At 33.8% G+C, this 21,095-nt stretch carries 13 protein-coding genes; 10 read left to right on the top strand and 3 right to left on the bottom strand.

All coding sequences use genetic code 11. The features are described from left to right. The first annotated feature begins 129 nt into the window (after positions 1-129). The 6 genes from B8963_RS12995 to B8963_RS12970 all read left to right on the top strand — a co-directional run bounded on the left by B8963_RS12995 (position 130) and on the right by B8963_RS12970 (position 10,599). Positions 130-555, top strand: coding sequence for a hypothetical protein (locus tag B8963_RS12995; protein ID WP_084062017.1), 426 nt, complete (start codon positions 130-132; stop codon positions 553-555). A gap of 150 nt (positions 556-705) precedes the next feature. Continuing rightward, positions 706-1,788: an efflux RND transporter periplasmic adaptor subunit gene (locus B8963_RS12990; protein ID WP_084062014.1), complete on the top strand. Its 1,083-nt coding sequence runs from the start codon at positions 706-708 to the stop codon at positions 1,786-1,788. Positions 1,789-1,813: 25 nt separating this feature from the next. After that, a complete protein-coding gene (locus B8963_RS12985) occupies positions 1,814-5,056 on the top strand; it encodes an efflux RND transporter permease subunit (protein WP_084062013.1) in 3,243 nt (1,080 codons plus the stop codon). Beyond that, a complete protein-coding gene (locus B8963_RS12980) occupies positions 5,046-6,497 on the top strand; it encodes a TolC family protein (RefSeq protein WP_084062012.1) in 1,452 nt (483 codons plus the stop codon). Before B8963_RS12985 ends, B8963_RS12980 begins: the two co-directional genes overlap by 11 nt. 343 nt (positions 6,498-6,840) lie before the next feature. Next, entirely contained in the window at positions 6,841-7,758 is a 918-nt protein-coding gene (locus tag B8963_RS12975) for a serine hydrolase (RefSeq protein WP_084062011.1), read from the top strand. Between the two features lie 21 nt (positions 7,759-7,779). Continuing rightward, on the top strand, positions 7,780-10,599 hold the full coding sequence (locus B8963_RS12970) for a hypothetical protein (protein ID WP_084062010.1): 2,820 nt from the start codon (positions 7,780-7,782) through the stop codon (positions 10,597-10,599). Between the two features lies 1 nt (position 10,600). Here B8963_RS12970 and B8963_RS12965 read toward each other — a convergent pair whose 3' ends face one another. Genes B8963_RS12965 through B8963_RS12955 form a run of 3 tightly spaced genes read right to left on the bottom strand, consistent with a single transcriptional unit; the run spans position 10,601 to position 15,858 of the window. Next, the gene (locus tag B8963_RS12965; RefSeq protein WP_084062190.1) at positions 10,601-11,863 is read right to left on the bottom strand and encodes a serine hydrolase; all 1,263 of its coding nucleotides are present in this window, start codon (positions 11,861-11,863) and stop codon (positions 10,601-10,603) included. Position 11,864: 1 nt separating this feature from the next. Further along, positions 11,865-14,768 carry a PEP/pyruvate-binding domain-containing protein gene (locus B8963_RS12960; protein WP_084062009.1) on the bottom strand — a complete coding sequence of 968 codons (2,904 nt, stop codon included), beginning with the start codon at positions 14,766-14,768 and terminating at the stop codon, positions 11,865-11,867. A 31-nt stretch (positions 14,769-14,799) separates the two neighbouring features. Continuing rightward, entirely contained in the window at positions 14,800-15,858 is a 1,059-nt protein-coding gene (locus tag B8963_RS12955) for a LacI family DNA-binding transcriptional regulator (RefSeq protein WP_084062007.1), read from the bottom strand. A gap of 191 nt (positions 15,859-16,049) precedes the next feature. Here B8963_RS12955 and B8963_RS12950 point away from each other — a divergent pair, with 191 nt between their 5' ends. From B8963_RS12950 to trxB, 4 genes are all read left to right on the top strand, one after another. Continuing rightward, positions 16,050-16,994, top strand: a complete 945-nt coding sequence (locus tag B8963_RS12950) for a carbohydrate kinase family protein (RefSeq protein WP_084062004.1) — start codon at positions 16,050-16,052, stop codon at positions 16,992-16,994. Next, the gene (locus B8963_RS12945) at positions 16,988-18,763 is read left to right on the top strand and encodes an alpha-amylase family protein (RefSeq protein ID WP_234989665.1); all 1,776 of its coding nucleotides are present in this window, start codon (positions 16,988-16,990) and stop codon (positions 18,761-18,763) included. The genes B8963_RS12950 and B8963_RS12945 overlap by 7 nt, the downstream gene beginning before the upstream one ends. Positions 18,764-18,843: 80 nt before the next feature. Beyond that, entirely contained in the window at positions 18,844-19,977 is a 1,134-nt protein-coding gene (locus B8963_RS12940) for a formylglycine-generating enzyme family protein (protein WP_084062001.1), read from the top strand. Between the two features lie 123 nt (positions 19,978-20,100). Continuing rightward, complete coding sequence (gene trxB / locus B8963_RS12935; RefSeq protein ID WP_084062185.1) at positions 20,101-21,066, top strand: thioredoxin-disulfide reductase; 966 nt, start codon at positions 20,101-20,103, stop codon at positions 21,064-21,066. Positions 21,067-21,095: the final 29 nt, after the last annotated feature.

Here is a 21,095-nt window from a genome sequence, read left to right as displayed (position 1 = left end):
CCCATTTTATGATTTGAAATAGATTTTTACGCAAAAAACTATTGCAATTAATAAAAATGAAATATTCGCTAAAAGATTTGATACTAATAATTTGCAGGGATAAATTCTTGATATAATTTTGTTCTCCGAATGAAGAGAAAACTTTATAGTTATTTACTTGGCTTAAGCACGCTTTTGCTAGTCGGATTCGCAAATCTAAATGCGAACTCAACAATATTTTCTCTATATCATTCCGATAGTATTGATTGCTCCACTTCTGAGGACTCTAATGTTAACTTGGTTAATGATGTGTATTTAAGTGCCTTTTTAAATGCACAAAACACAAATCATTCCAAAGGTTTATCGGTTACAATAGTAGATGTTCTCGAATTTGAAGAAATAAAAACATCAGATCATTCTAATCATTTAAAGAATGGTAATAGTTTACATGTATTTCAGGGTAATGATTTACGTTGTTTATTAGAAGATTATCAGCAAAGCGTACGGCTAACTGCAACTGATAACTTTACTTTTGCTAACAAAATTTTTTTAAAGTATCAGGTTTTATTAATTTGATATTCTTTCCTTTTTATTTAGGTTTTAAAGGGTAAATCCCTTTATGAATCATACTCCTTTGGAGTATCCAATTTGGTATGCAGCAGGTTCATCTGCCGTGTATTCCAATCAATCAATTTTACTTTCAATAATTAAAAAATATAATTTAAAATGAAGAAAATTCATTTGATTAATAGTTTACTTGTGTTATTACTTATCACAAGTTGCAACTCTAAAAAAGAAGAAAAAAAAGAGGAAGCAAAATTCTTAGTTACAAGTCCGATTAAAAAAGACACAATAATAATAAAAGATTACGTGAGTCAAATACATGCCATTAGACATATTGAGTTACGTGCTTTAGAAAAAGGATATTTAAAACAAATCTCAGTTGACGAAGGTCAATCGGTAAAAAAGGGACAACAAATGTTCCAAATCATGCAAAACGTTTATCAGGCAGACTTGCAAAAAGCAGCTGCGGAGGCTAAAGTAGCTGAAATTGAGTTGCAAAACACTAAACTTTTAGCCGATGGCAACGTAGTTTCTGCAAACGAATTAGCAATGGCAAAAGCAAAATATGAAAAAGCCAATGCAGAAGTGTCTTTAGCAAAAACACATTTAGGCTTTACAAATATTAAAGCGCCATTCGATGGTATTATGGATCATTTGGAGGTACGAGAAGGTAGTCTTTTAGACGAAGGGGAGTTATTAACCACACTGTCTGACAACAGTAAAATGTGGGTGTACTTTAACGTTCCAGAAGCTGAGTATTTAGACTATATCATGAGTTCAGAGAAAGGCAGTAAAAAAGTAGTTAATCTATTAATGGCAAATAACAAACAGTTTAACCAGTCAGGAATTGTAGAAACTATTGAGGCCGATTTTAATAATGAAACCGGAAACATTGCGTTTAGAGCCACTTTTAACAATCCTGATGGTATTTTACGTCATGGTGAAACAGGCAGTATTCTTATGAAAGTTCCTTTTAAAGATGTCATTATAATTCCGCAAAAAGCAACTTTCGAAATTCTTGATAAAAAGTATGTGTTCATCGTAGATAAGGATAATGTTGTAAGACAAAGGGAAATAGTGGTGGGAGGAGAATTACCTCATTTGTTTATTGTAAGCAAAGGACTGTCGGAAAATGATAAAATAATTCTCGATGGGATACGAATGGTAAAAGACAAACAAAAAATTGAATCAGAGTTTGTTGAGCCAAAATCAGTCATTTCCAATTTAGCGCTATACGCTGAGTAATAGCCACCTAATTCCTAAAAAAAAAATGTTTAATAATTTTATAAAAAGACCGGTACTGGCTATTGTCATATCGGTTATAATCGTGTTTACCGGCTTATTAGCCATTAAACAGTTGCCAATTTCTCAGTTTCCAGAAATTGCGCCTACAACAGTCAATATTTTTATCGCCTATCCAGGTGCTAGTGCCGATGTATTAGTAAATTCTACGCTTATACCTTTAGAAACAGCAATTAATGGTGTGCAAGGGATGCGCTATATAGCTTCGGATGCAACAAGTGCAGGTGAGGGAACCATGCGTATCATCTTTGAGCCTGGTACAGACCCCAATCAGGCGGTGGTAATGGTGAAGACAAGAGTGGATCAAGTAATGCCTTTGTTACCTGAGCTGGTGCAAAGAGAAGGTGTTGTAATTACACCTATTCAACCTAGTATGTTGATGTATGTTAACTTGTATAGTACACAAGAGAGTGATGATGAATTGTTTCTGTACAACTATGCCTATACCAAAGTTATCCCAGAGATTCAGCGTATTAATGGTATCGCAAGTGCACAAATTTTAGGTAGCCGAAAATATGCAATGCGTGTTTGGTTAAAACCAGATCGTATGCGCGCTTATAATATTTCTGCAGAAGAAGTTATGGAGGCTATGCAAGACCAAAGTATTATTGCGAGACCTGGTCGCTTGGGTGGTAGCTCTGGTAAAACATCGCAGTCATTAGAGTATGTACTTACCTACGAAGGAAGATATAATGAACCTGAGCAATACGAAAACATCATCATTAAAGCTAATGAAGAAGGTGAAATACTCAAATTAAAAGATGTAGCAGAGGTTGAATTAGGAAGCGAATTTTTTGATATTTATTCCAACTTAGACGGACACCCATCAGCATCAATTATTTTAAAACAAACAGTTGGTAGTAACGGAAAGGATGTTATTGATGCAGTAAAGGAAAAGTTAACCGAGTTAAAGAAGGATTTACCACCTGGAGTTGATTATAAAATTAGTTATGATGTGTCTAATTTCTTAGACGCTTCTATAGATCAGGTAATACATACTTTAAGAGATGCATTTATTTTGGTTGCCATTGTTGTATTCTTGTTTTTAGGAGATTGGCGATCTACATTAATTCCTATTATAGCCGTACCAGTATCATTAATTGGGGCTTTCTTTGTAATGCAGTTATTTGGCCTATCCATCAACTTAATTACATTATTTGCTCTAGTATTAGCCATTGGTATTGTGGTAGATAATGCTATTGTGGTGGTAGAGGCGGTCCATGTTAAAATGGAAGAGGAACATCTCACGCCTTTTAAAGCTTCACAAGCAGTTTTAGAAGAAATTGGAGGGGCAATTATTGCCATAACATTAGTAATGGTATCTGTGTTTATTCCTATTTCATTTATGTCGGGGCCTGTAGGTGTGTTTTACCGTCAATTCTCTATTACCATGGCGGGATCTATTATCATCTCTGCAGTAGTCGCACTGACTTTAACCCCTGTTTTATGCGCCATGTTATTAAAGAATAATCATGGTAAAGCAAGAAAAAAATCCCCAATAGATCGTTTTATAGATTGGTTTAATAAAGGTTTTGAAAGGCTAACGGGCAAGTATGTTAAAATTCTAAATAAAATTGTAGCAAGAAGAGTAGTAACCTTCGGAATTTTAATTGCCTTTTGTGCAGGAATTGTAATTACTAATAAGTTATTACCAGCTGGTTTTATCCCTAATGAAGATCAAGGGATGATCTATGCTATTATTCAAACACCACCAGGAGCTACTTTAGAGCGTACTAATGATGTTGCTAGAAAGTTGCAAAAAATTTGTGAAGAAATGGATGGAGTAGAATCTGTTTCTTCATTGGCAGGTTATGAAATTATGACAGAGGGAAGAGGTTCCAATGCAGGTACCTGTCTTATCAACCTTAAACCTTGGCATGAACGTGAGCATTCCGTACATGAGATTATGGAATTGCTTGAGGAAGAAACCAAAGATCTAGGTGCTGTAATAGAATATTTTGAGCCACCAGCGGTACCTGGTTTTGGGTCTTCTGGAGGATTTTCTATGCGTTTGTTAGATAAAACGAATGGAACAGATTATCATGCTTTCGAAAAAATTAATAATGATTTTATGAAAGCGCTTGGAGAACGTAAAGAACTAACAGGTTTATTTACTTTTTATTCTGCAAACTACCCACAGTATGAGCTAAAAATAAATAATAAAATAGCCATGCAGAAAGGTGTAACCATAGGTAAGGCTATGGAGAATTTAAACATTCTTATTGGTAGTACTTACGAACAAGGATTTATTCGTTTTGGTAGATTCTTTAAAGTATATACCCAAGCGGCTCCTGAATATAGAGCACTTCCGTCAGATTTAGAAAAACTATTTGTTAAGAATGAAACTGGCGAAATGGTACCGTATTCAGCCTTTATGTCGTTAGAGAAAAAGTTAGGGCCTAATGAAATCACACGTTATAATTTGTACAATTCAGCTTCTATAAACGGACTTCCAGCTGCTGGTTTCACTACGGGTGATGCCATCCATGCAATTCAAGAAGTGGCGCAACAAACCCTACCAAGAGGGTATGATATTGCTTGGGAAGGACTTTCTTATGACGAAGCGAATAGAGGAAATCAATCTATCTACATTTTCGCGGTGGTGTTGATATTCGTGTACTTGGTTTTAGCTGCTCAGTATGAGAGTTTTTTACTTCCGTTTGTGGTGATTCTTTCACTTCCCGTTGGGATCTTTGGATCTTTTGCTTTATTAAAAGTAATGGGTCTTGCTAATGATGTTTATGCCCAAATTGGTGTCATTATGTTAGTGGGCCTCTTAGGTAAAAATGCGGTATTGATAGTGGAATTTGCTGTGCAAAAGCGTAGGCAAGGCGCTACGATATTAGAAGCAGCCATAGAAGGTTCACGAGCTAGATTTAGACCTATTTTAATGACCTCTTTTGCATTTATAGCCGGTTTAATTCCGTTAGTAATTGCTTCAGGAGCAGGAGCTATTGGGAATAGAACTATTGGTGGATCGGCAATGGGAGGTATGTTAATCGGTACCATTTTCGGGGTATTAGTTATTCCTGGACTTTATTTCATTTTTGCAAACTTGGCAGACGGTCGTGGATTAATTAAAGGTGAGGCTACTGAGCCTGTTTCAGAAGAATTAATAAGAAATAGCGAGGGAGAGAGTAAAACCCAGGCTAAGCTTAGAGAGATAAAAAAGTTATTAAAAAACTTAACAAATAAAAATAATGAAGAATAATATCATCATCATTTTAAGTACTAGAAAATCAACTTATGTTGGTTTTCTAGTGCTACTATGTTTTTATGCATGTGTTCCTTCTAAAAACCTAAAATTGGAAGATAAAACTGTTCCTGAAAACTATACTTCTATAGCTGGGGATACTGTGAATACCGCAAATGTAAAGTGGAAAGAGTTTTTCTCTGACCCTTATTTAGTAGCCTTAATTGATACTGCCTTGGTGAAAAATCAAGAATTAAATATTATGCTGCAGCAGGTAGATATGGCTAAGAATGAAATAAAAGCAAGAAAAGGTGAATATTTACCTTTTGTAAACTTTTATGGTGGAGCAGAAGTAGAGAAAGTAGGTGAATATACAAGAAATGGAGCTGTAGAAAAAAATCTTAATATCATGGAAGATGAGGAGTTTCCTGAGCCTTTGAAAAATTATTCGCTGGGAATGTCAGCATCATGGGAAATAGATATTTGGAAAAAACTTCGCAACTCTAAAAAGGCAGCGCTTTTTGAATATTTATCAAGTGTAGAAGGCAAAAATTTTATGGTTACCAATTTGGTAGCAGAAATTGCAGATTCGTATTATGAACTTGTTGCGCTGGATAATCAATTAAAAATAGTTCAGGAAAATTTAGATATTCAGCAAAATGCTTTGCGAATTGTAAAATTACAAAAGCAAGCAGCAATGACCACGGAATTAGCTGTGCGTAGGTTTGAAGCTGAGGTATTAAAAAATCAAAGTTTAAAGTACGAATTGCAACAGGAAATTGTTGAGGCAGAAAATAAAATTAATTTTTTGATTGGGAAATCTCCTGCGCCAATTCAACGAAGTTCTACGGATTTTATTGAAACTAAAGTAGATCCAATTTATGCGGGAATTCCTTCACAATTATTACAAAATAGACCGGATATTAGAAAGGCCGAATTTGAACTAGAAGCGGCTAAATTAGACACTAAAGTTGCAAAAGCTAATTTTTATCCATCATTAGGTATAAAAGCAGGTATTGGTTTGCAGGCATTCAATACAAAGTATTTAACAAGTACTCCCGAGTCATTAGCTTACTCTTTAGTTGGTGATGTAGTTGGACCATTAATTAATAGAAATGCTATAAAAGCAGCGTATAAAAATGCCAGCGATAAGCAAATTCAAGCAGTCTATGAATATGAAAAATCTATTCTAAACGGCTATATTGAGGTATCAAATTTACTTTCTAAGGTTAGCAATCTGCAAATGAGTTATGATTTAAAAGAAGGTCAGGTAAAAGCTTTGAATGAATCTATTGATATTTCAATTCTTCTATTTAAATCTGCTAGAGCAGACTATATGGAAGTGCTTTTAACTCAAAGAGAAGCATTAGATGCCAAAATAGAGCTTATTGAAACTAAAAAAGAGCAAATGGTTGCTAGAATAAATATGTATCAAGCCTTAGGGGGCGGTTGGAATTAAGCATAATGCATATTGGCTTTAAAAAAGTGGTTTTCAGAAATTTGAGAACCACTTTTTTTATGCATTGCCATCTCAAAAATCTTTTTTTCGCTATTTGGAAGGTTAAAAAAGTCTAGAATATTGCATTGTGTCGTAATTATTTACGAATAGTTTCTTTGCCAAATACTAAATGACTGCTATTTAAGTTATATAGGGTAATGAAGTTCTTTAACATTTAAATTGATAAATAGCGCGTGAAGCGTTATATTTATTGAAAAAATTAATTTGATTGATTTTGAAAATTTAACAAAGTACCAATCAAAAAATAAAATACATTTGGCGTTACCTAAATTTTAAGTTATACATGAAAAAGAGTTTGAAAATATTGGTTGTGCTTTTTTTGATTGGTACACCAATCTTAGCTCAAGATGAGCTTCCATTTAAAACCTACGATTCTGAAATAAAACAACTTCCAACTCTTTTAAGTAGATCATTACAAACCAATTTAGAGAAAGAATTAAAGTCTAATCCGGAATGGAAAAGACTTATAGCTCAAAAGAAAATGGCTGTAGGTGTCGTTGATTTGAGTGATCCAAATAATACACGATTTGCTCGCATCAATGGTAATCATATGATGTATGCAGCCAGTCTTCCAAAAATCGCTATTTTATTAGCTGCGATGGATGCTATTGAAAAAGGCGAATTAAAAGAAACTAAAGAGGTAAAAGCTGATATGCGTTTAATGATCAGCAAATCTAACAATCAAGCGTCTACACGCATGATTGATAGAGTAGGGTATAAAAAAATTGAAGACGTAATGACCGATCCTGAATATGCTTTTTATGATGAGCATAAAGGAGGAGGATTATGGGTAGGCAAACGTTACGGAAGTGGCGGTGACACCAATAGAGAACCTTTGAAAAATTTAAGTCACGCAGCAACAGTAACACAAGTTTGCAGATATTATTATTTATTAGCAAACGGCAAATTGGTGAATGAAAAACGTTCTAAACAAATGTTAGACATTATGGAGAATCCAGATTTGCACCACAAATTTGTAAATACTTTAGATCAAATAGCTCCAGAAGCACGTTTATTTAGAAAATCAGGATCTTGGAGAACTTTTCATTCTGATTCTATCTTGGTGTGGGGAGATGATCCAGATCGTCGTTATATCTTAGTTGCTTTAATCGATGATGCCAATGGAGAGCAAATAATCCGTGATTTAGTAAGACCCGTTGAAAAAGTTTTGAAAAAGAGTATATCTTTGGCTAGCAATTAGTCCAATGCACTCTAAAACTATATGCTCCTTAACTTAATAAAAAAAACATTTGATATTAGAGAAGGAGAATTCAGAATATCCTTCTTTATGTTGGCTTACATATTTTTAATAATAGCTTCTTTGCTAATTATTAAGCCAACAGTTAATGCCCTTTTTTTATCCGAGTTAGGTGTTGAAAGTTTACCATTAGCCTTTTTAATGGTAGCCATAACGGCAATTTTAAGTTCCTATTTTTATTCCAAAGCATTAGCTAAGTTTTCTTTAAAGAAGATAGTGAGATTTACACTCTCCATCTCTATATTTTTAATTATTGTTCTAGCCTTGTTACTGCAATTCAATTTTCTCAATAATTGGATGCTGTACTTCTTTTATGTTTGGGTAGCCATTCATGCTGTGCTTTCCGCATCTCAATTTTGGGTAATGGCCAATTTGGTTTATAACCCTAGAGAAGCAAAACGTCTATTTGGTTTTATTGGATCTGGAGCAATTCTTGGTGGAATTCTAGGAGGCTATTTAACATCATTATTAGCACCATTAATTGGTAACGAAAATGTAATTTTTATAGCGGCAATTTTCTTAGGAATCTGTATTCGCTTATTAGATAAAATATGGAGCGCTAGAGTTGTTAAACTAAATACTTTTAAGCAAAAGAAAAGAACCGGTACAAGAGAAGTGAAGTCTATTGTACTCATAAAAAACTCAAAACATTTAACGTATTTAGCAGGTATAGTTGGTATTAGCGTTATCGTAGCAAAATTAGTAGACTATTTATTTAGTGACTTTGCTGCGGCACGAATTGTTAATCCAGATGAACTTACTTCGTTTTTTGCATTCTGGTTTTCCACTTTTAACCTTCTATCCCTATTAATTCAATTGTTTTTTACACAAAAAGTTGTAGGAATATGGGGTGTTGGGTTTTCATTACTGCTTTTGCCTTTGGGAATATTTGTAGGGAGTGTTGTATTCTTTATTTTACCAGAACTGTCTGTAATTATTTTTATCAAGGCAGTAGATGGTACCTTAAAACAATCTATCCATAAAAGCGCCACTGAGTTATTAGCATTACCATTAGCCTTTGATTTAAAGAATAAAACCAAATCTTTTATTGATGTGGTGGTTGATAGTGTAGCCACAGGAATTGCAGGCTTTATTTTAATTTTTGCTGTAAAAGGATTAAATCTTCCTATTTACTATATTACCTCTATCATTATTCTTCTAGTTGCCGTTTGGGTGTTTTTTATTTATAAAGTTAGAAAAGAATATTTCCAAACTTTTAGAATGAATTTAGCTGAAATAGCCAATGTAAAGATGAAAGAAACCAAGGCAGCAACAAAAAATGTTTCGGTTATAGAAGGCATGAAATCTGTTTTTAATATGGGTTCCGAGAGTCAGATTTTATTTATGCTTGGAAAATTACAAGAAATTAATGACAAACGATTTTTTGATGACGTGCAGCGTTTATTGGCGCATCCATCGGACAAAGTAAAAACTGCCGCGATACAGAATTTGTATTTTTTAAATAAATCTTCGGTAGTATCCGAGGTGGCAAAACTTATAGAAAGCGACGATGATGATTTAGTTGAAGCTTGTTTGACCTATTTATTGCTCCATGCAGAAAAAAACGAAGAAATTGTATTTGATGCTTATTTAGATCATGAAAAATCTTTAATTACTTCAACAGCATTATTGTGTTTAGCTCGTGAATCTCGTGATAATTATTCCTTAAGAACTTCTTACAACTTGGAGGCAAGAATAAATGCAGAAATAGCATTTTTAAAGGAACATAGTACAAACGTAGACCGACAAAAAATTCTTCTTAAAACAATCGGAGCATCAAATCTTAACAAATTTCATTTTATAATAGAAGAGCAATTACAAAACGAAAACGTAGAAATAAGAGACACAGCTATCAGTGCTGCAGGCACAACAGTAAATCCAGATTTTATTCCGCTTTTACTGAATTTTTTACCCGATAAAAATACACGTAAAATTGCCATAGAGGCATTACATAACTTTGGTAGTCAAATTTTCCCACTGTTGGTAAATAAAGTAATAAGTCATTCCATACCGCTTCAGGTTTCAAGGTTTGTGCCCGAAGTGTTTAAGGCGTTTCATTCTCAAGAGTCTGTTCGCTATTTATTTATGTTGTTAGAAGATAAAGATTTGGCTGTTCGGTTAGAGGCAATTCGCGCGTTAAGCGATTTAAAATTTGAGTTTCCGCATTTACATTTTAATAATTCTAAAATTGTAGCAAGTATTTATGATGAATGCAAACTTTATCATAACACTTTATCAGCAATGCACACACAAATAATTGTATCGTACCGCAATAGAAAAAAATCGAAAGAACTTATTTTAGATGATGAAAGGGAAGCAAGAGGTGCATTGTTAGAATTATTAGAACGAAGATTAGATGCAGGTTTAGAGCGTATTTTTAAACTCTTAGGCTTAAAGTACAAACAGAACGATATAAATATAGCATATGCTGGCCTTACAAGCGAGCAACAAGAAGCTAGAAGTAATGCCATTGAGTTTTTAGATAACTTATTATCTGGAGAGTTAAAACGTAAACTCTTGCCGATTTTAGAAAGTAGTGGTATAGATGTGACATCCGAGGATATGATCCATCAATTTAAACAAAAAGTTTTATCGGAAATGGAGTGCTTTCAGTTATTGTTAGATGCCAATGATCTAAAACTTAAACTCGCTGTTTTCTTTTTAATAGGAAAGCAAAAAGATAAAAAGTACATTCCACTGCTGGAGAAATACTCAAAAAGTGTAAATTTAAAAATAAGAACATTTGCTGAAAATGCACTTTCTGAGTTAAATACCTTAGAATAGCCTATTTGCGAATAACTTTATCTATCGCAGAGGCCAAATACATGTGATCCGAAGCAGAATTTTTACGTAAAACATTCGTCATTAAAACCACCATATAGGTGCAATTATCTGGGTGTTCTACTATGATTACAGAGTTCATAAAATTTTGAACATTACCCATATATTTTCCACATACTTGTCCGTTAGATCTATCACATTTATATAAACTACCAGATTTGAAATAAACAGCAGCGTCTTTTAAAACAGGGGATTGTGCATAGCGAATTCTACGATCAGTCATGTACATTAATCGCTTCATTTCTAAGCTACTCTTTTCATCAACCACTTTTCCTTGTTCTAATTGTATTAAAAATTTCATTAGTCCAATTGGAGTTCCAATACTACCACCTTTATCGCCAACATACGTGTTAGCTCCTCTAGTGAAAAAGCTACCTAAACGCCATTCATCAGACCTTATTCCTAAATCGCGTAATGGAAGATTAACAACATCATTTCCAAGGTCTGTTAAAACTTTTTTAGGCGTATTTTTAAAATAGAAATCAGCCTGTTCTTCTGTCAAATTAGGGTACTCGTCGCAAAAAGCTGCCATAAGTAGAACCTCGCGCCAAACAATGCTTGCAGCGCCATTATTGCTAACAGAAAGCATATGATCTGCCCATTCATATAGCGAAAAAACATCACTAGCAATTACCTGTCTTTTCACCAAGGTTTGCTTTTCTACATTATAAATAGGAATAGTGTGTTCGTCAGTTAATCCCCAAACGCCTGCTTTTACCGTTTTGTTTTTTAATAGTTCGGTACGCTTTTCCCAAGAATCTGGATAAATTAAGGCCAATTGCTTAAACAAACCTGCTAAAACAGCCAATTTACCTACGCTTCCGGGTTGATATCCTGCCGTTTCATTTCGTTTTGCATATCGAATACTATCTAAATCTGAAATGTCTAATACCGCAAGAGAATAGCTTTTATCCAATCCTCTAAAAAGTCCACCTATTTCTTTTTGAAATGCTTCATCTACTTGTAAGAAGGCTCCAACGCTATCGGAAGATTTCGTCGTTAAATTTAAATTAATTTCACTCCACGATTTCATAGCTCCTTCGGGTAATGGAGAGGAGGAAGCTTTTAATTCGCCTTTTTTTATTAATTCAAGTCGTAATAGTCTTTTTATTCCAGTTTGCTCGTATCCATCTATAGGATAGAAAGTTAGCGTAGTGAATGCTAAACAAGAGCAAATTACAATACCTAACAAAAGTACTTTCTTCATTTTATAATTTAGTTGAAAGATTAATTTCTTTGTTTTTATCAATTTTAGGGGTGATCGATTCCAAATATGTAGAACTCAATGCCTTTTTATTCTCAACAAAAGGACGTATTTGGAACAGCCATAGTTTGTTTTCTTTAAAGCCTAATTCTACATCATAAGCCCCTTTATAATCCGAGTTCGTTTCTTTTGCCATAGTGGTTCTAATGGTCTGCGCCAAGGCCTTTATTTCTTTAATATTTTGATCGTTTAAAACCGATTTCTCAAAAGATACCATTTTTTTCCCAGTACCACCAGTAACTGGTAATGTGTTATGATAAGGTTCTCGAGCAGGGGCAAGAAGTTGGTAACCACCATCATTTTTAATTAAATAGGTTTCTGCAGATTGGCCATCCACAGCTCCTCCAGCCCCACGGCTGAACGCCACGGTTAAATCATTTTCGTTGCCTGAGCTTAACCCTTTCGTTATTAATACTCCAGAGTAATCAACATCTACACTAGGTATTACTAAAATAGAAGGGAATACATTTTCAGGATTTAATAAATATTTTTGGCGCCATTTAAAGCTACGTTCGGTATAAGGCGAAGCCCAAACATCTTTAATGCCTTCAATTATTTTTTCTTTATCAACTACATTAAATAGGGTAAGATTTAAACCTGCACCAGTAAAGTCTTTTAAATCTTCCATATTTGTATCACTTCTTAAAAAGACAGGAATATTTCCCAAGTTTTTACCAAACACGCTTTGAAAATCTTTTTCTAATGCAGTGGTGAATGCTTCATTTAATGGCATTTTTTTAATAGCGCCTCTTAGTGTTTCTAATTGCTTTAATTGGTATGCTTCAACTTCCTCCTCGTTTGTGTTTGATGCGCGCATTTTTTCAGCTGTATCAAACATATTATTCAAAAATGTCCAATAAGATTCGGCTCTTCCAGGCATTATTTGGTTCATGTGTTGTCTAAATATACCAAAAGGGATTACTAAGCCTTCAACCACATTATCTGGAAACATTTTTTTAAGCTGACCTAAATTAGCGGCTTTAGGACCGCAAAGTTTACCAGAATCACTAGCATCTACACTCCTTAAGTTTAAAATTTTGGTTTCAGCTAATTTTATCTGTTCTACCGGTACTTCAATACGTTCTTCTTTACGTTCTTTTTTAGCAAAAAGAGCCAACTCGTCCGAAGTCATATCTTTTTCTAATTTTATAATCACGTTCCCTTTATTCGATACCGCATAAAATACTTTTTTACCATTGTATTTTAGTAAATCGCGTAAATTTTGGTCAGACAAAGCTGCATTTGGAATCCCTAAATTTCTTGCTAATAACTGCACATGAGAAACCATATTGCCTTCTGCGACTGTAGCAATACCAGCTACAGGTTTTAAATCTGCAGGAGGTCTTTCAAAAATATAGATTTTATTAGCGGCAACTTCGGTACCGTCAGGATTACCATCAACCACAACCAATTCTCCATAGGCATAACCAGGATTTAATCCGCGAATGCTACTTTGGTTGGCAAGGTCTATAACTTTATTGCTTAAAGCGGATTCTTTAGCAATAAAATCACCTAATTGCCCAACACTTTGACCTAAATACAATGCAATGGAACCTCTAATTTTATCATCAACAAAGCCATAAGCCTTAGGTTCAAAATTGGTATACTGGTTAACAACATCTTGGTAATTTGCTTTAACCATTGCCGCACTCCATTCTACTTCGCTACGAGCACTTTCTAGAATTGTGGTTAAATCATTTAAACTCATTTTATCAGCATCATAATTGCTCAAAGTGCCCATAATTTGTTCCCATTCCCATGTTTCTATATAACCAGATCCTGCAGTTGCCATTCCAAGATAACACACTTTTTCTAGTAAGCCTTTTAAGTCTTCAGGAGCCCAATTTTGAGCATTTTTAAATAAAATTTCTTCTAATTTTATTGAAATGTCTAATAATTGGAGTCGTACTATTGGCGATTTTTCTGTACTTACAGCATCTCTAACATCCAATAGCATCTGAGCCGTATTAATCACCAAGTTAGCTGGGCTACTTTGTAAAGTGTTCGCTGCATAAGTTGCTATTTTAGCACCAATTTCTGTATTTTTAAGTTGTGGAGAATTGGCTAAAAATGTGCTGGCTTCAATAGGTTTGTAAAAAACTTTCATCGTAGCTACTAGTTCATCAATTTTTTTGTTGAGATCAGTAGTGAGTTTTGCGGCATTTTCGGTTTTAAAGTTGCGTACTTTTTCAATATCTACAAACTCAGGTTGACTATGAATTTTTACACGTAAATTCATGAAAGGCTCGTACAAATCCGATATTACTTTAGACTGGCTACGCATTAATTGCGAAGTGTTATCATCGTCATTATGTGGAATATCTTTTAACGACTGTCTAATTAGAAAATAATTTGCAGCAATGTTTTGATCATCTTTTAGTAACCATTTGTAAAATTCTATACCCCAGGCTTGTTCATCTTCAATTTGAAGAGAACCTCGGTAAAATTGGCTTTTTTGATTTATCCACCCATTATCTATAGTGCGAATGTATTTATCTAACTGGTATTGTTTTAATCTAGAATGATTGTTTTCAGCATCCCAAAAATCTTTATGATTTGTTGCTGCTAGAATTTGACCAAAGTAAATGTGATTGCTTTTACCTAAGGCTATTACGGCATCTTTATATCTTGCGTGTTGCACTCCAGGACCAATATTATCTGGACAAGGATCTTTTGGTTGACGAATGCTTCCATCGGTACAAAACCAGCGAATATCTCTGTATGGACCTCGAATATCATTTTTATAAGCTATTATTTGCTCCTTAATTTTTTCATCGGTAATTTTTTGTGAAAAAACACAAGAAGTAAAGAGTAACACAAGCGCAGTGAATAACCTAGTAGCTTTCATTTTTTTGAGTTGTTTTTAAGTAACAAAGGTACTATAAATGAAGCTTATTTTTTTTTGCCGTAATATCTTTCGTGGATTCTCTTTTTAACAAATCTGTTTGAAGAATTATTTCTTGATGTACAATTGGCAGGTTGTTTTTAAGATTAGTGATTTCTAAATGCAATTGTTTAAAAGCATTTTTACCCATTAAAAAACCAGGCTGATCTATTGTAGTAAGACTTGGAGAGATTACGGAAGACATATGCCAATTACTAAAGCCAACAATGCTTATATCTTCTGGGATTTTGATACCCATTTTTTTGAACTCGTTTATGGCACCAATGGCCACGAGATCCGTATTTATAAAAATTCCATCTACATCGTTATGATCCTGAAGTAATTTTTGTGCATTTGCCTTACCTTCTTCAAAACTATGTTCGCCACATTCACATAAATACACTAAAGAAGGATCATAGGGAATGTTGTTGTCTTCCAATGCTTTTTTATAACCTAAAAACCTGTCAATGGAGTTTTGTGGCAGTAAAGGACCTCTAAAATGGGCAATACGCTTACAACCCGTATCAATTAAATGTTGCGTAGCAAGGTATGCAGCCTTTCTGTCATCAATTACAATTTTAGAACAACGAACTAATTTTGCAATTTTATCGAACATAACTAATGGCTTATCTTGAGCAAGAACTTCATTTAAATGTGCATAATCAGCCGTGCCGTTGGCTAGTGAAATTAATATTCCATCTACACGCTGGTTCATTAAAAGTTCTATTTGTTTTTTCTCCAATTCATAACTTTCATTAGATTGAAGAATGATAACCAAGTATCCTTTTTCTTCTGCTTGTGAAATAATGCCTTTAATTACACTTGAAAAAAAATGATGAACAATTTCAGGAATAATTAAACCTATTGTTTTAGATTCTTTATTCCGAAGGTTTAATGCAAATGCATTGGGTTTATAATTTAAATCCTTAGCTAATTCATTTACTAAATCCTTGGTTTTCTTACTAACATCAGGATAATCCTTTAATGCTTTAGAAACGGTAGAGATAGAAATATTTAATTGTTCTGCAATTTGTTTAAGGGTCGCTGGTTTCATAATATTAAAGGTATGCTTTATACTTAAATAATATAAATAATTTAAAAACGAAAACGTTTTAGGTGCTAACGAAAAGCATTTCGATAGTATATTTTAATTTTAATTATCAAATTAGCTTAAATTGGTAGGAAAAATTGATAATTTTCAATTTTTTAGATAAATGTATTACACTGCCAATAATTTAAATTTAAATGAAAGAAAAATTAAGAACAATAGATATTTTATGTGTAGGTGAAATTCTTATTGATTTTATTGGTCATCAATCTGGTGTAATGATTAACGAAACCAGAGATTACCATCGTTATTTAGGAGGTTCACCTATGAATGTGGCAATGAACTCTTCTCGATTAGGATTAAAAGCAGCTATGGTTGCAACGGTGGGCAATGACGGATTAGGAGATTATGTATTTAAAAGGTTAGAAGAAACCACAATTATTAAGGAGTATATTAAAAAGAAAAAAAGAAAACCTACAAGTGTAATCTTAGTTTCTAAAACAGATGGAACCCCCGATTTTATTCCTTTTAGAGAGGCAGATTGTTGTATTACAGAAGATCAGCTATCTAGTGATCTATTATCCAATAGTAAAATATTCCATACCACTTGTTTTGCTTTAAGCAGAAAACCAGCGCAAGATACTATTATACAGAAAGCAGAAGAAGCGTATAATCTCGGTTGTAAATTAAGCATTGATGTAAATTATGCTAAAAAACTATGGAAAAGTCAAGCTAAAGCTTTTGAAATTATAAAGGCCTATTGCAAATTTAATCCATTAGTGAAAATTAGTGAAGATGATATGGAGCGGCTTTTTGAAAGAAAATTAGAACATAAGGAAATTTTCGAATTTTTTCACTCCGAGGGCGTAGAAGTTGTTTGTTTAACCTTAGGTAGTTCAGGAGTTAAATTGTCTCAAAAAGGAAAAGAAATTATTCAACTCCCCGCAATTAAAGTAGATAAAATAATGGATGCTACAGGTGCTGGAGATGCTTTTTGGTCAGGTTTCTTGTTTGCCTATTTAAATGGGGATACTATGGAGAATTGCTTAGAAGTGGCTTTGAAATTAGCAGCGCTTAAACTCCAAAATGTGGGTAGATTACCCGATAATATTAATATATTATCTCAGCTTCTAAAATGCTAAGTATAGCAAATACTGTAAACGTTAATCATAATAATATTATGTCGATGAATAATCTTGGAAATGGAGTAATGCTTAATGCATATCCTGATAGTATAGGTGAAAAATTGAGCGATACTATTGCAATGCTAAGAATACCAGAATTTAAAAATGCATTTTCTCTTTTTTATGTTTTGCCAACTTTTTTTAATAGTGATCTAGATAGAGGATTTTCCATAATTGATTATAATATTAATACGGATTTAGTCTCTTTAGACGATTTAAAGGCTTTGCAGGAACTTAATATTCAATTGAAGTTTGATATTGTTTTAAATCATTTATCAGTAGCATCACCTCAGTTTAAAGATATTTTAAAACACGGTGATAACTCCAAATACACTGACTTTTTTATTAATTGGAACCATTTTTGGAAAGATCATGGCACCATGAATAAAGATGGAATAGTAATTCCGAAAGAAGCGTATTTAAGTAAGCTTTTCATGAGAAAGTCTGGCTTGCCTATTCTAAAAGTACTTTTTCCTGATGGTACAGAAAAACCTTATTGGAATACTTTTTATCAGCAGGTTTCCTATGAACCACTAAGCGCGGAAGATTTAAAAATCATACAAAACATAAAGGAATCAGAAATTACCTTTCTTTTAGAACGAGTAAATAAAAGCATAGTCACTTTAACTAATCTTAATGCATTAGAATTAGGTCATCTGGAGCATTTTAAGTCAGATGTGATTAAAATTTTGAATAAAAAACGTACCTATTTAGGGCAAATGGATGTTAATGCCAAATCGCCACTTGTATGGGAATTTTATGAACAAACTTTAAAAAAGCTTAGTGATTTTGGCTGTAAGGTTTTACGTTTAGATGCTTTTGCATATTTGCATAAAGAAGTTGGGCAGTCTAACTTTTTTAATAAACCCGGTACGTGGGACTATTTACAGCGAATAAAAGAGATTGCAGATAAGAATAATTTAATTTTGCTTCCGGAAATTCATGCGGAATACGGACTTCATTTACATGACGAAGTGGCCAATGAAGGATATTGTATTTATGATTTTTTCTTACCAGGTTTAGTAATTCATACATTAGAAAAGAACTCCAATAAAGCGCTTTTAACGTGGATAAAAGAAATTAATAGTAAAGGGTATAAAACAGTAAATATGTTGGGCTGTCATGATGGTATACCTGTTCTAGATTTAAAAGGCAAAGCAGTTGATGATGACTATAACCAAGGATTGTTATCCGACCAGGAGATTGAAGAAATAATGACAACAATAATGGATCGTGGTGGTCGCGTTAAAAACCTGTATGATCCATCAGGGAAAAAAATATCTTATTACCAGGTAAATGCTACATTTTTTAGTGCTTTAGGCGAAGTGGAACAAAAACTACTTTTAGCAAGAGCAATTCAGCTATTTATGCCAGGAATACCTCAAATATGGTATCTAGATATTTTTGCCGGTACCAATAATTATGAAGCTGCGGATAATGGGGGAAGTGGAGGTCATAAAGAGATTAATAGAACAACATTAACAAATCAAGATATTACGGCTGGTTTAAAGAGACAAGTTGTTCTGGACCAACTTCAATTAATTAGATTGCGAAATACAGCAAAAGCTTTTTTTGGTCAACTACAAATCCATGAAACTCCCGAAAACGAGTTAGCCATAACATGGAAAAATGGTAATGATATTGCTACATTAAAAGCCAATTTAAATACCTATAAATTTCAGGTTATTTTAAAGGAAGAGGGAGAAAATACTACCTTAGAATTTTAACACAAATAATATATTGTTTTACAAGGCAAGCTTTATAAAAATTGTAATTTTAGGTTTTTAAAATTGTTTTTATAAAGTTTATGAAAAATATTCGCAGTAAAATTCTTTTAGTTTCTCTTGTAGCCCTATCATTACAATGCCAGAATAAAAACAAATCTACCAATTCAGTACATAAAACTGAGGAAGCAATCCCAAAAAAGGATTCCATTGTGGAATTAATAATAGATAAACCAACTGACATTGTAGTGCCTGAAGGTATGGTATGGATTCCAGGGGGAACTTTTCAACAAGGGGCAGTTACTCAAGATAAAATGGCAATGAGTCATGAAAAACCAGCTCACGAAGTTAGTGTTGACGGATTTTTTATGGATATAACTGAAGTTACTAATGCTCAGTTTGCCAAGTTTGTAAAGGAAACTGGTTATATCACCATAGCAGAACGCGCCATTGATTGGCAAGAAATGAAAAATCAGCTACCAGAAGGAACACCTAAACCGCATGACTCAATATTGCAGCCAGGTGCGTTGGTGTTTAAAAAAACTAAAAATACAGTTCCCAACTTATATGACTTTTCTCAATGGTGGGAATGGAAGATAGGAGCCAATTGGAAACACCCCAATGGTCCTAAAAGCAATATAGTAGGCAAGGATAATGATCCTGTTGTACAGGTAGCTTATGAGGATGCTTTGGCATATTGCCAATGGGCGGGAAAACGGTTGCCAACAGAGGCCGAGTGGGAGAGAGCCGCACGTGGAAATAATAACAAGGCCATTTACTTTTGGGGTGATGACGCAACTAATCTATCTAAAAAGGCCAATACATGGGAAGGAGAATTTCCTGTTAAAAATAGTAAGTTAGATGGGTTTGAAAATAGAGCTCCTGTTAAATCATATCCAGCAAACGATTTTGGTTTATTCGATATGGCAGGAAACGTCTGGGAATGGACATCGGACTGGTACAATACAAAGTATTACAAAGAATTAATAGCGACAGGTAATGTTGCCATCAATCCTAAAGGCTCATCAATAGCATATAATCCAAATAATCCATTAATTAAAGAGAAAATAATTAAAGGCGGTTCTTTTTTATGCAGTGATTCATATTGTGCTAGTTATCGTATTTCTGCCAGAATGGGAACAAGCATGGATTCATCTTCCGAACATGTTGGTTTTAGAACAGTTGTTTCCCTAGATATGTTGTCAAATATCAAGTAAATTAAGGATAAGAAAGAATAATAAGTAAATCGCAATAGTTGCATAACAACTTTTGATAACTTTTGCTGTAAGTTTTTTTGCAAAAAAGCTACTTTTGAAGTATTAAAAATGAAGCTAAATATTATGTCAGATAAAATAGAAAGAATAAAAACGTTAATTATTGGTTCTGGTCCTGCCGGATATACAGCTGCAATTTATGCTGCTAGAGCAGATTTAAAACCTGTTGTTTATACAGGAATGGAGCCAGGAGGGCAATTAACTACAACTACAGAAGTTGATAACTTTCCAGGTTATCCTGAAGGTATAGATGGTCCTACCATGATGATGCAACTACAAAAGCAAGCAGAACGTTTTGGTACAGATGTAAGAATTGGTATGATTACAGCAGTAAAATTTAGTACCGAAGTAGGAGGTATTCATAAAGCTACTGTGGATGATAGTATTGAGATTGAAGCAGAAACTGTTATAATTTCAACTGGAGCAAGTGCTAAGTATTTAAATATACCAAGTGAGCAAAAGTTAAGAGGTGGAGGCGTATCTGCATGTGCTGTATGTGATGGTTTTTTCTATAGAAAACAAGATGTTGCCATTGTAGGAGCAGGTGATACGGCCGCTGAAGAAGCGTCTTATCTTGCTAACATATGTAATAAAGTAACCATGTTGGTGCGCAAAGATGAAATGAGAGCATCAAAAGCAATGCAGCATAGAGTAAAAAGTATTAAGAACATCGAAATTCGTTATAATACAGAAGTAGATGAAGTTTTAGGTGATCAAGTGGTAGAAGGTTTACGCATGGTAAATAATGTAACCGGCGAAAAGGAGGAAATTGCTATTACAGGATTGTTCATAGCTATTGGTCATAAACCAAACACTGACATTTTTAAAGGTCAGTTAGATATGGATGAAACAGGATACTTAATTACCAAAGGAAAATCAACAAAAACAAATTTACCAGGAGTTTTTGCTTGCGGGGATTCACAAGATAAGGAATACCGTCAAGCAGTAACGGCTGCTGGTACAGGTTGTATGGCTGCCTTAGATGCTGAGCGCTATTTGGCAACGATAGAAACACACGAAGAAATTTCGTAAATTAAAAAAAAAGAGCCGCTAGAATAGCG

It is taken from the genome of Cellulophaga tyrosinoxydans, assembly GCF_900176415.1.
GTDB lineage: Bacteria > Bacteroidota > Bacteroidia > Flavobacteriales > Flavobacteriaceae > Cellulophaga > Cellulophaga tyrosinoxydans.
Note: the sequence above shows the minus strand (reverse complement) of the source record. Positions and strands in the feature narration are given on the sequence as shown.